Raw genomic sequence first — 12,154 nt, 5'->3', positions numbered from 1 at the left:
GTTGTGAGTCCTGTGGGCGGCCGCGCATCTGCGGCTGATTGGCACCGAACCCAAGGCCGGATCTTGGATTCTGCGGCCTGCTAGGACGAAATGAGGCTCTTCCGCCGCCGTCTGTAGTGCTACGTTGGTGCGTCGTCTTCAACGCGGCGGAGCCTCTGAACTACACCTTCCAGTTCGGAGAGCGGCACTTGATCCAGGCCCAGGGCGCCATATAGAAGGCGGCCTTCATTTACGAGAAACTGGCGTTCAAGCTTCTGAGTTGGTAATTCAATTCCGTTAGAGTTTGGCTCTGATCCTCCATGAATCAAGTACCGCCCTCCGGTGCCTAAGTTGCTCAACTCTCGGTGAAGGGCAAAACTGTCCCAATTGTTAGCAGCTTTGCCGATTAGGATGCCAGCAAGATCCAGTTCGCTGGCCCTTCCAACCACGGCAAGGAGCTGGAACTGTGACCATGTCAGGGACTCGGCCGTCTTGATGGTCCAGTGAGCTGCTGACTGCGACAAGTTTTCATCGCAAGCGATGTAGGCGAAGAGTTGGCCGATGAATGGCGCCTTGCGCTCTTCGGGATCACTCTTAGCGGCATTCAGGGTTGCTTCGAAGACTTCCTGCGCAGCTGGGGCGAAACCACCGCGTGTTGCCCAGAATTCGGCGTCGGATCGGATGGGGGCACCCACCGCAAGGTTTCTGCGGATAGCCCGGCTGGCAGCTTCGACTGCCGAGTCAACACGTTTCGTCTCCCACATCCCCAGAGCTCGGGCTAGGACCCTTTTCCCGGTTTCTTCGATAATTGGCGCAGCTACCGCACCTGTTATCGCGCCTTCGGCCCCACCCATTGCACTGCCGAGGAGAAGTCCCGTTAGCGAAGCGAGCAAATTGGCGGAGCTGTCGGCGATCTCTTTCGCAGCTCCAACTTTAGGGCTGGAAACCATGCTCGGAAGTCTAACCCTCGAACCGGTGCTGCAGCTGTCGTTCACGAAGGGGAAGACCCGTCCGACGTCCGTGCCGACAGACCCCCTGACCGGAAAGGCGCTGTCGTACCCACCAGGCTTACCAGGTTGATACTCGGCAACTCCCGCTCCGACCTGGCTGTGGAACGCCGGCGCGGGGCCCTCTCGATGGAGGCGCCGCGCGGCTGTAGTATAAGGAATATAAAAAGTTTAAAAAATTTATAGACCTATAAAGAGGGCTTTGTGAAGAATCCGTTCAAGCCGACGGCCGGCGCCCGGCCTCCACTGCTTATCGGCCGGGCCGACATGCGTCAGGACTTCGCCGAGAGCATCGATAACGGCCCGGGCGCGCCGGGTCTGCTGTCCATATTCACGGGTCCCCGCGGCATCGGCAAGACCGTCATGCTGGGGGAAATCGAAGACGAAGCGCTCGAGCACGGCTGGGTTGTCATCTCGGAAACCGCCACCGCGGGCCTGATCAACCGCATCGCCAGCGCTGTCCGCGCCGCCGCCGAGGAATTCGGAGACGGCCGGCCCGGCCGCCGCATTACCGCGGTTACCCTGGGGCCTGTCCGCGTCGACACGCAACTCCCGGCCGCCCCTGAAATCCACTGGCGCCGCCAGATCACCGAACTTCTGGAAAAGCTCAACGCGCAGGAAACCGGGCTGCTGATCAGCATCGACGAAATCCATGCCGTGGACAGGACCGAGCTGTCCGAGATCGCCGCCGTGGTCCAGCATCTGATCCGCGAAAGCCTCCCGATAGGCCTTGTCCTCGCCGGCCTGCCCAAGGCCGTGGAGGACCTCCTCAACGAAGGCGTCTCAACCTTCCTTCGCCGGGCCGAAAAATACGACCTCCACAGGACCTCCATCGATGAAGTGGCCGAAGCCTTCCGCGACACCTTCTCCGAAAGCGGCGTGAGCATCAGCGACCGGCATCTGCGGCAGCTGGCAGAGGCTACCGGTGGCTACCCCTTCCTGATCCAACTGGTCGGCTACCACGTATGGAGCCAGGCCAGGCACTCAGGCGCAACCGTCACCGACCAGGCCCTCGCCGCCGGAATACAGAAAGCCCGCCGGCGAATGGGCGCCACCGTCCTGCAGTCCGCCTACTCGGCCCTTTCAGACGTGGACCAGTCCTACCTTCTGGCCATGGCAGAGGACGACGGCCCGTCCAGCACCAGCACGATCGCCGAGCGGCTCGGGGTCAACCTCGTCTATGGAGGCCAGTACCGGCTTCGGCTTCTGGCGGCCGGGGTCATTGAAACGACAAGCCGCGGGTACGTCGATTTCGCGGTTCCAACGTTCCGTGAGTTCCTCCGCGATACCCCCGCCTATGGGCTGCGGTTGCAGCATCCGAAGCGCCACTGACGAGCAGACCTTAGCCCGGGGCAGAGAACTCCGGCGTAGCGCCAGCGCTCGGAGTGTACGGATAATTCACCGGGTCCATACGCGGGCCCTACTATCTTTTGGGCAATTTATTCATTTCTTATAAAGAGGCCAAAAATCAATAAAGTGTCTCCAGGGCCTTGTAGATGAACGTCCAAGTCCCCCGCTCCCCTGCCTGCCAGACTGCAGTGAGCCCACACCATGGCCTTCTTGGCGGCGACAAGGCCGGAGGCCAGTGCAGGCGTTATATCGCGGACGACTCATCCCGCGGTTCGCTGTCCTCTTCCTGGCCGACCGCGTCAAGGTCCCCCTGAACGTTCATCCTGCGCGGAGTGCCGCCAGCCTGGTTGTGCCTGCTCAGCAGGTAGTCCTTCACTTCGTCGCGGTAGATGATCCAGGTGGTGTCGATGAGGACCGCTGGGACCTCTCCCTTCCGCAGCCACCGTACACGGTGGTCCGGTCTTTGCCCAGGTCCGGGTCAGGTCGCTCGCGGACAGAACCCGCGGCAGACTCTCAAACAGTTCATCAATCCTGGCCGGCATTCGGTAGGTTCCTTCACCGCTTGGGGTAGCTGGTTGGGCGATAGAAACTACTGCAGCAGGGTCGCCGCCGGGCGGCTCCGCCGTTGCCGTCCCCGACCCCGGAACCAGGTGTCCGCTCGGGATCCGGAGGGCGGTGGCGATGTTTTCGACGTCGTTGAAGGTGAACGATGCCTCGTGGCGGAGCCTCTTGGCGATGTAGTTCTGCGAGATGCCGATCCTTTTGGCCAGCTCCAGGCCGGACACCCCCTGCCGGCTCATGTGCCGACGTACTGCTTCGATGACTTCCCTGGCCAAAGCCCCCGGCAGATTCTTTGGCTCCCTCGGCATCAGTGGTGTCGTAGCTGGCCGGGGCGTGCCGGGGGTATCCGTTTCGCTCACCGGAGCAGCCCATCCCCTGTAGCATCAGGCGCATGATCCCAGAGCACGAGGACCAAGACCACGAGGACTATGTCGAGTACCTGGTCCAGAGCAGCCAGGAGCTCAACGGCCTCACCCTGAAGCAGCTGGGGTACCGGCCCCGGCCTGAGGACCTTGGCGATGATGAACGGCACGCTCTGGAGGCCTGGGATCTTGAATGGATGGAATCGGTGACACCGGAACAGCGGGACAAAAGCCTGTTCCAGGCCAAGCTGCTGGCGGGGGCGTTGTGGGAGGCTTCGGCCGTCCTGATCGACCAGCTCTTCGAGGACGTCGCCGAGCTGCGCAGCCTGGACGAAGTCTCCCGGCGGGACATCGCAGAAACCTACGTCCTGTCCGGGCTGCCGCCCCGGCATGCCGACAAGTACGACGTCCGGTTCGCCCAACGCTTCCTCGTCATCGCCGCCGATATGGCGGCGGCGCTGGTCCGCGGCTGGACGCATCCGTCCTGCGTGGCCCAGGAACTGGCGGTGCGGTGCCTGCTGGACCAGGTGGAAGTGATCCAGGACCTGTACGGGCTCGACTTGGAGGACGGCTGGCGCGGCCAGGTGGAAGAACACCTGCTCGAAGATCCCGACAGCGAATTGCTGTACCAGAACGCAATGGATGGCTTCGAAGACGACGTCGAACTGAACATGCAGCTCGGCTTCGCGCCGATGCGTCTCGACGACTGGTTCAAACCGTTCAACCACTCCCACGTCCCGGCCTTCGTTCGCTGATCCGGCACGACCGGCCCCGGGAGTCCCTCGCCGGCCCCGGCCGGCCTTGGTTTCCCGCGCACTCACTAAAGCACCGGGGCCCAGTCTTCTGTACCCTGACCACTTGGCTGGCCACGCCCGGCTCTCTCCCAGCGGGTAAGGCTGTGTAGATCTGTAGGCCGTCGGGACCGAAGACAGGTAACGCGCACGGATGCCGTGACGGCCTGGGAGTGGTTGTCTGTAAGAGGGGCGGTGGAATGTTGATGCCCCGATGGCTCAGGTCACCGGCCTGATGTGGTTGTTCGGGCGGCGTGTTCCGTCCCGGACTGGAGTGTGCCGGTGACCTGGGTCTGAACCACGAGGTGACCGTGGGAAGCCTGCCAGCGGTTGGCTGGCAGGCTTCCTGGGTGTCGGAAACATCCCTCTCAAACGTACGCCCGCAGGGAGGGGGCCGGCATGGCCTGACCCCGCCGCGTCGACGACAGCGTGAGTTTCAAGCCTCGGGAAAATGGCTGCCCCGGGGCCTCAAGCAACCGGCTCGTGTTAGGCGGGCTGCCCGGGTCGCCATGATGTATCCACTTCGTAGCCGCCGTCCTCGTACACCCGGATGGGCGCGATCCGGCCGGGATTTTCGGCGCGTAGCTTCATGAACAGCGGGCCTGACATCTCGTTGAGTGAGCTGTTGTAGAAGTGGACATCCCTGTAATGGTCCATCAGTGCCCGGACCATCTCGGTGGCCCATCCCTGCCGGTGGTACTCGTCCGGCACTCCGATGCCCTGAAACTTGCCGATCCGGTCCCTGATGATCGTGAAGTCGAGATAGGCGCTGGTCTCTCCGACGCCGATTGTACCGGCGCGGGTCCCGTGCAGCTGCGGGCGCGGGTGCAGCTTCCCGTTGAACACGTTTCCGACCGGGGACCGGGGCACGGTGAGTACGAATGATCTGCTGCCCCGGTGCAGGATGATGCGCCGCTGGTGGCGCAGTCTCCACCACGTGCGGCCGAGTCGACCAAAGGGCACGGCTTTCACCGCCCGATGCCGGGGCCGCGGTCCTGCCGTGGCGTCGACTCATCGTTGGTGCGGCGGGTCTCGTCGCGGCGGGCTTGTTCCTGCGCGCGGCGGGCCTTGATCTGGTCGAGTGCTTCCTTGACGGCTTCCGGGCTTCGAGTGTCGGCATCGGTCCGCTGGTTCTTGGCGCGGTTTTCGCGGACCTTGCGGGCGAGGGCGGCGATGCGTTCGGCTCGTTCCTGGGCCGGGCTGAGCTGGGCTTCGGTACCGCGGGTCTCCTGGAGGTGGTCCACGACCTGCTCTGCAGGTGTCGGGGTTTCCTTAATTACGGCTTCGACCTGGGCGGCTTCGGCCATGAGGGACGCGTCCGCGGGCGCGAGGGGCTCCTTGGCCGTTTGGGCGCTGTATTTGTGCATGGCCGTGACCCGGGCAGAAAGCTCCGCGCCGACGCCCTTGCCCTGGTGTGCCGCCGGGAGGGGCAGGGTTTCACTGGTGGGGATCCGGTAGGTGTCCCGGTAGGTGGAGATTTCGACGGCGAGCTGGCGCCATTGTTCCTGCCGTGACGGATCGGACGGGACGGGTCCGAGTGCTGTCGCCCAGGCGGGGGGTTCGGCTGCGAGCTGGGCACCGAGCCGTGTGGCTTCGGTGGCCATGAGTTCGCGGCGGGCCAGCAGTTCTTTCCGCCACAGGGCCGGGGTGTCCGGGTGCGTCACGGTGTCGGCCGGGGCGAACCATGCCGGCAGCAGGTCCGCTGCCGGTTGGACCGGGACGGGCTGCGGCAGCTGGCGGCGCAGTTCAATTTCGGCGCGGATCCGCCGCTGGACCCGGGCGGCGGCCCGGGCCCTCGTGGTGTTCTCGTGACGGCGGTGGTTGGTGACGGCTCCGCGTTCGTAGGCTTCATCGGCCCGGGCCTCGGGGTGCATCGCCTCGCGCAGGGCCTTTTCCTTGTGCAGGGATGAGGCGAGCCATCGGGCCTTTCGGTTGGCGGAGGGGTCGTTGATGGTGGTGTCGGTGCGGGTTTTCTGTTCTGCGGCGGTGATGCGTGAGGTCAGGTCGTCGTCGGTGAGGTGCCCGTGCAGGCGGCGCTGCCAGGGAGTGCTGCTGTTTTCGGCCTTCCAGCCGCGCAGCAGCTTCTTCCGGTCCACGTCGTCGGCGGCCGCGGTCCGGATGGTGTCGGCTGTGGCGCGCATGAGCTCGCCGATGGAGCGCTGTTCGAGCCGGGCTAGGGCTTCGTCGCTCAGTGCTTCCAGGGGCCGGCGCCCGGGATCGGCGGCGCGTGCCCGCCACCGGTCGAGCCGGTCTTCGATCCGCCACGCGAGCACGGCGCCGGCGTCGTCGGAGGCGTCGAACTCTCCTTCTCCGATGCTGTCGCCCAGCAGGTTGGGGATGTTGAATCCCTCGTTCTCGGCGGCGCGGAGATGGGTCGCGATCGCACCCCAAGCACTGGAGTTCACGAACCTTCCGGCGGTGCCTTCGCCCAGTTCGCGGCGGGCGATGTTGGCCATGCGCAGTTCGTTGGCCTGGGCATCGATGTCCCGGTACACCTCGGACATTTCCGGGAGGGAACGGGCTTGGGCGCGGGCGGCGTCCATTTGTTCGTGGGCGGTGAGGTTCCCGTCGTGGTTGGCGGCCACGGCCGTCAGGACGTCGTCGAGGGTTTCGCCGTCCTCGACGATGCCGTAGAGCTGGTTGGTTTCACGGCCGCGGGAGGCTGCGACGTAGGCCAGGGAGCGGGAGAGTTTGGAGCTGATCAGGGCGTGGGTGGTGTCGCAGGTGATGCCCTGGGTGCGGTGGATCGTGGCCGCGTAGCCGAGCATCGTCTTCTCGCGCACGTACTCGGCGGGGAGGGTGACGGTGCCGGCGTGGTTGTCGTGGCGGACGGTCAGTGACCCGTCCGGGTGGACTTCGCGGACGGTCCAGACGTCGTTGTTTTTCACGAAGTCTTTGCCGCGGTTGGCGGCGAGCCGGCGGTTGTTTTCGCGGGTGACGATGATGTCCCCGGCCCGGGCTGTGAGCCCGTCACGGAGGGTGGCGGCCGGGCCGTCGGTGAGGGTGCCGTTGCCGAGCCGGTAGGCCTGGGCGCGGGCGTTGAGGTCGGTGACGGTGGCGTTGTCGAAGGCCATCATGATCGAGTGTTTGCCGGCCTCGGTGTCCTGCTGCCAGGCGGCGAAGACCTGGGCGGTCATGGTTTCGGCGTCCCCGCCGACGACGCGGCGGTTGTCCCGGTAGAAGCCCCACGGGTCATCTTCCCCGTGGGTGGGTGGTTCGCGGAGGGCGAGGGTGGCGTCTGCTTCGGCGTCGTTGGGTGTGCCGTCGGGGTTGCGGAAGCGGTGCAGGTCTTCCAAATGAACGGCTCCGACGGTGTTTTTTAGCAGGCGCAGCGCGCCGCCGGATCCGACGGCGGAGAGCTGCTGGTCATCGCCCAGGGCCCGGACCACGGCACCGTACTGGTCGGCGATGGTGACGGCAGCGGCGAACATCTGGGTGCCGACCATCCCGGCCTCGTCGATGATGATGACATCGCCAGGGTTGGGGATGACTTTCTGTTCCGAGTCGGTCTGGTGGCCGAGGACAAAGGAGTCGATGGTGGTGGCCTTGGCGCCGAGTTCGGTGCCCATCACGGAGGCGGCGACGGCTGTCGGGGCGAGGCCGATGACGCGGCCGCCGGCTTCCCGGACGGTGTCCGAGGCGAGTTTGAGCGCGGTGGTTTTGCCGGCCCCGGCCGGGCCGACACCGACCATGAGGAGCCGGTCGCTGCAGGCGAATTCCTTTGCCATGGCCAGCTGGCCGGCGTCGAATTGCTTGTCCTGTTGGGCGAGGGCGGCGTTGAAGGATTCGGTGGTGGCGGCGGGGATGACGATGCGCTGCGCGGCGGTCAGCAGCCGGTCTTCGCTGTGCAGGATCCCGGAGGAGGTGTACAGGGTGGAGTGGGCCTTGCCGTACTTGGACGCCCCGTTCTTCAGTCTCAGGGCGGCGATGTCGGGGGCGGGTGTTTCGGGGGTGATGCGCAGGGAGAACTGGTCGATCGCGCGTGCCTTGACCTGTTCCAGGAGGGCCGGGGGGATGGGGAGTTCGCCGAATCGGGAGCCGAGCCGGCGTCGGGTTTCGGCGTCGATGTGGTGTTCTCCCCACACACCCCGGGACCGTTCCAGGGTGTGGATGACGGCCTCTGCTTCCTGGGCCGGGTCAATCTCGTTGGCGTGCGCGACCATCCACAACGGGTCCTCCCGGTCGGCCTTGGCCCGGGCGTCGTGGCGATGCGCCCGGGCCTTCGCAACGGCGGGCGGGCCGGTCTCGACACCCGGGATACTGCCGAGTTCTTCGGTCCACTCCCCCACCAGGACGGAGAGCTGGCGTGCCTCTTTCTTGGCAGCCCGGGTGTCCAGAGTGGCCTGCTGAGCGAGGGCGATCATGGCCTTGGCGTTCGGGGCGTAGCCGTGGTCGTCGGTGAAGTCGGCAACGAGCTGGTCCAGCACCGGTTTGATGCCTTCGCGGCGGGAGGAGGCGGCTTCGATGGCGGCGACGTCGACGCCGGCGATCTCGATCACCGGACGGTCCCCGGCGACTTTGCGTTCGATGAGTCCGACGCCGAGGCGGGTGCAGATCTTCTCCATGACGGTGCGGTTGTAGTGCTCTGAGGCGGCCACGTTGAACTGGTACAGCAGCCGCCCGTCCAGGGACGACCACTTCCCGTCGGCGCCGAGAACCTTGTTGGAGACGACCACGTGGTCGTGCAGTTGGGGGTCGCCGTTGCGGGAGTCGTAGTGCCGGAACTTGGTGTAGATCAGTCCGCCGTCGACGTCTTCCTGGCGGACGCCGTTGCGTCCCCGCCGCGTGTACGTGGCTTCCCGTTCGAGGTATTGCATGGTCTCGTCGATGGCTTCGTGGTGGGCGGCTTCGATCTGTTTCCGGGCCTCCCCGCCGCCGATGGCCCACAGCACGGAGGCGGACTTGGCGGGGGCGAACACGAGGTCGTATCCGGCGACGGCCTGGGATCCGGGCTTGGTGTGGGCGGTGACGAAACGGCCGAGTTCTTCCTTGTCGGCGGGGTTGCGGCCGTTGAATTCGCGGAAGTACTGGGCGCCTTCCTTCATGCGGATCTTCCGGCGGGTGTCGGCGTCCGGTTCGCGGTGGTTCATCCGCTGGTAGTCGCCCAGGGCCCGGTCAACGCGTGCCCGTAGTTCGTTGTCTTTCTGCCCGTAGCGCGGATAGCGGGCGCCCAGCCGGACGTCCGCACCAGGGTTGGCGGCGAGCATGACGTCGGCGTTCGGGTGCAGCCCTTCACCGAACAGTGCCGCCATCTGGGCCTCGGTGACCTCCCCGCTAACGCCCAAGTGTGCGATGCCTCCGCCGCCCCATTGACCGGGCGGGTTGCCGTCCACCGTGTAGTAATCGCCCAAAGCACGGTCCCCCGCGCGCAGCTCATCGCCGCTGGCGACTTCACGCGTGTAGTACGTGTATCCGTCGCCGGCACTGAGCTTGTGCACGGTCATCACGGACGCCAGCCTACCCGGTCAGGGGCCTAACTCGTCGATGATGCATGAGGTGTGACAGATTTTGCCGGGTTGTGGCCTGTGGAATCGGCGACACGACGGAGGAGGTAGCGCGATGGAACAGGCCGGGAGCCGGTAGGATCGGGCCATCAAAGTTTTGATGCGGTTCTGCACATGAGAATGGGCGGTGGGTAACACGCTTTTCCGTTATCCACGGTGCGTTCGATTGTGTGGAACCGTCGCCCCGGGTTATCCACAGGTGGGCAGCGGAGAGACCGTCACTATCTCGGAGCTGTCCACCTGTGGATAACCCGGGGCACTACCAGCCCGAGCGCAAGCGAGGACCGATCCGGCGGCGCGCCGCCGGCCGCGGACCCTGGGCCCGGCACCAGCCGGGGTCTGGTCCGCGGATGACCCAAGGGGGGACCCACACCATGGCAGCACCACGAAAGTCAGCGCAGCAGCTCGCGGCCCGCGAGAAGGCCCGGGCCAAAGCGCGGGAGTTGACCGAACGTCACGAGAAACTGATCGATCTGGCCGCGGAGTTCTTCGAGCAGCAGGAGCAGGCCGACGTCATCCGCTCCGAAGCCAGGCAGAAGGCAGATGCCCTCCTGGCGAAGGCCGAAGCTGAGGCCGAGAGCGCCGTCCGCGCCGCGGCCGAGAAAGTCCAGGCGATGCTGGCCGCCGGCGAAGCCAAGGCCGCCGTTGCCGCCCGGCTCGGGCTGACCGGCGCCGAAGTCAAAAGGATGGCCGACCTCGTCGCGCAGGACGAGGAAACCACCGAACCAGCCATCGGACCGGCCGCCGGGCCGGCCACGGAGGAAGTCGAGGAGCGGGACGAGGAGCAGGCCGCCTAAGGGCCACGCCCCCGTGGCTCAGTCCTGTGACTGGGTCACTTTGGCTAAGTCGTGTGAGTTAAAAGTGAAGAGGCCGGCGCATGCGCCGGCCTCTTCTGGTTTTCCTCGGACAAAGGAAATCTGCTGGGCAGCCTCGTTGCTGCTGGGTGTGTTTAGAAGTTGTGGTGCTCCTGGGCTGTGCCGGCGTCGATGGGGCCGGTCTTCTCACCGGCGGTGAGCAGCTGCAGCTCGATCAGGTCTTCTGCCAGGCTCGCATCGGGGGAGGGTTTGTCGTCGTCGGTGAGGACGTACTCGGTTCCCATGCTGGCGCTTCCCTCCTGTTGCGGTGCACCGATTCGTTTGCGGTGCTTCCACTGTAGCCCGTGTGGGGTGACGTGGTTGGCTATGGTGGCTGCGCCCGCGCCAGCGTGTCCGGCGGCCGGAGGAGCGCATGCGGGGGAGGCCGCCGGACGCCAACGGGAAAGGGCCGGGCCGGATCTGGGGTGATCCGGCCCGGCCCGTTTCTGGTGCCCGGCGCGTTCCGGGTTGTTAGTTCGTCGGGCGCCTGTAGGAGGTGTCAGGGTCGGTGGCGACCTGGGCGAGGTATCCGCGGTTGATCAGTTCGCGCAGGAGGACCGCCAGACGGAATCCCGGTGCGTCCTCGGTGGCGAGTTTCAGGTAGCGGTCCGCGTGGGTTCCGTGACCTTTGAGCCATTCCAGCCAGCCCATCAGTGACAGCATGGGTGCCCGCTGCCCGGCCGGTACGGCTTTCATCAGCTCGAAGGCGATCGCTTCGGCGCGGTCCACGCGTGCCCAGTCCGGCCGTCCGGTGAACTTGCCCATTAGGACGTCTCCGAAGCTGCCGTTGTGGGTGGTGATGGTGTCGCGGAACAGGAAGTCACGGATGAACTTGTGCTGGAACGCTGCCGCAAGCTTCCGGGCCGTGGTCGTGTCCGGCATGTCCGTGCTGTCCAGCACGGCAGCCCACGTTGCGCACGCGGCGCTCAGGTCCTCGCCGGTGCCCGCGGGTGCCTCGACGCGAAGCGCCCAGTTCCCTAACAGTGCCGGGTTGTAGACGTCGATGTCGGTGGTGCTGCCGAAGTAGGTCAGCGTGGCGTTGGCGTTGCTGTCCCTGATCGCATCCAGCGGGAGCTGTTCATCGGTACCGAACTCGGCCCAGTAGGTGCCGGTGACCAGCCAGACGTTCCGGACCGGCATCCGTGCGGTGGCCAGCTCGTTGGTCAGGGCCGCCACGTGGTCCGCATAGGGGTAGTACTGGCCGTCGGGGCCGGTCTCGTCGGAGTACACGATGATGTAGCTGGCGATGGCCTTTTCGTCGTTGGCCGCGTAGGTGGTCATCATCTGCGCGTAGTCCAGCGGCGTGGCGTGGGCCGGGGCGTCCATCCGCAAGGTGGCGCCAAGGGCACCGGCGCGTGCGGTCAGGACCACAAAGGACTCTGTGGGGTGCAGGCCCAGCAGGTGCGGGACCACTGCCAGCAGGTCGGCCGAACCGGTGATGGTGAATTTTTCATTCATGGTGTTGTTCCTTCTTGTCCGAGAAGTAGTTGGTGGGTGGGGCGGCCAAGGTGACCGGCCAGCTCCCCTCTCCCCCGACGCTTCTATGTCTTGTCAAGCGGCTGGAAGGCGGGTGCGGGCCAGGTTGTTTGCCGATGGTGGGGCGGCTTAGGTGACCGGCCAGCGTCCCCTCTCCCCCGTTGTTTTGGCTGCTGGCGAAGCTTGCGGAGCTGTGGCCGACGGAGGCCTGTCTACCCGCAGGGCAAGGGGCGGGAAATTCCCGGAGGAAATCAGCGACGAAGGAGCGCC

Annotated in this window: 8 protein-coding genes; 3 read left to right on the top strand and 5 right to left on the bottom strand. The window is 65.7% G+C overall.

Going from position 1 to position 12,154, the window contains the following annotated elements; genetic code table 11:
- Window positions 1-119 precede the first annotated feature (119 nt).
- Window positions 120-929: a hypothetical protein gene (locus AC1DFE_RS09865; protein WP_476905717.1), complete on the bottom strand. Its 810-nt coding sequence runs from the start codon at window positions 927-929 to the stop codon at window positions 120-122.
- Window positions 930-1,190: 261 nt separating this feature from the next.
- Here AC1DFE_RS09865 and AC1DFE_RS09860 point away from each other — a divergent pair, with 261 nt between their 5' ends.
- Entirely contained in the window at window positions 1,191-2,318 is a 1,128-nt protein-coding gene (locus tag AC1DFE_RS09860; protein ID WP_476905716.1) for an ATP-binding protein, read from the top strand.
- Window positions 2,319-3,288: 970 nt separating this feature from the next.
- Window positions 3,289-4,014, top strand: coding sequence for a hypothetical protein (locus AC1DFE_RS09855; protein ID WP_476905715.1), 726 nt, complete (start codon window positions 3,289-3,291; stop codon window positions 4,012-4,014).
- A 522-nt stretch (window positions 4,015-4,536) separates the two neighbouring features.
- Here AC1DFE_RS09855 and AC1DFE_RS09850 read toward each other — a convergent pair.
- Entirely contained in the window at window positions 4,537-5,013 is a 477-nt protein-coding gene (locus tag AC1DFE_RS09850) for a hypothetical protein (RefSeq protein WP_476905714.1), read from the bottom strand.
- A 5-nt stretch (window positions 5,014-5,018) separates the two neighbouring features.
- Window positions 5,019-9,494 (bottom strand): MobF family relaxase, encoded by a 4,476-nt coding sequence (gene mobF / locus AC1DFE_RS09845; protein ID WP_476905713.1) that lies wholly within the window; start codon window positions 9,492-9,494, stop codon window positions 5,019-5,021.
- Window positions 9,495-9,928: 434 nt separating this feature from the next.
- On the opposite strand from mobF, the gene AC1DFE_RS09840 reads away from it, so the two are divergent.
- Complete coding sequence (locus AC1DFE_RS09840; RefSeq protein ID WP_476905712.1) at window positions 9,929-10,351, top strand: hypothetical protein; 423 nt, start codon at window positions 9,929-9,931, stop codon at window positions 10,349-10,351.
- 152 nt (window positions 10,352-10,503) lie between these two features.
- Here the strand turns inward: AC1DFE_RS09840 and AC1DFE_RS09835 are convergent, their stop codons facing one another.
- Together AC1DFE_RS09835 and AC1DFE_RS09830 are read right to left on the bottom strand one after the other, a co-directional pair.
- A complete protein-coding gene (locus AC1DFE_RS09835) occupies window positions 10,504-10,653 on the bottom strand; it encodes a hypothetical protein (RefSeq protein ID WP_476905711.1) in 150 nt (49 codons plus the stop codon).
- A 226-nt stretch (window positions 10,654-10,879) separates the two neighbouring features.
- Window positions 10,880-11,866 (bottom strand): DUF4192 family protein, encoded by a 987-nt coding sequence (locus AC1DFE_RS09830; RefSeq protein WP_476905710.1) that lies wholly within the window; start codon window positions 11,864-11,866, stop codon window positions 10,880-10,882.
- Window positions 11,867-12,154 lie beyond the last annotated feature (288 nt).

It is taken from the genome of Arthrobacter sp. 05T423, assembly GCF_056396245.1.
Note: the sequence above shows the minus strand (reverse complement) of the source record. Positions and strands in the feature narration are given on the sequence as shown.

Excerpts from the sequence above, each read along its gene's own strand:
- AC1DFE_RS09830 (WP_476905710.1), bottom strand. The coding sequence starts at position 11,866 with ATGAATGAAAAATTCACCATCACCGGTTCGGCCGACCTGCTGGCAGTG.
- AC1DFE_RS09855 (WP_476905715.1), top strand. The coding sequence starts at position 3,289 with ATGATCCCAGAGCACGAGGACCAAGACCACGAGGACTATGTCGAGTAC.
- AC1DFE_RS09865 (WP_476905717.1), bottom strand. The coding sequence starts at position 929 with ATGGTTTCCAGCCCTAAAGTTGGAGCTGCGAAAGAGATCGCCGACAGC.
- AC1DFE_RS09840 (WP_476905712.1), top strand. The coding sequence starts at position 9,929 with ATGGCAGCACCACGAAAGTCAGCGCAGCAGCTCGCGGCCCGCGAGAAG.
- mobF (WP_476905713.1), bottom strand. The coding sequence starts at position 9,494 with ATGACCGTGCACAAGCTCAGTGCCGGCGACGGATACACGTACTACACG.
- AC1DFE_RS09835 (WP_476905711.1), bottom strand. The coding sequence starts at position 10,653 with ATGGGAACCGAGTACGTCCTCACCGACGACGACAAACCCTCCCCCGAT.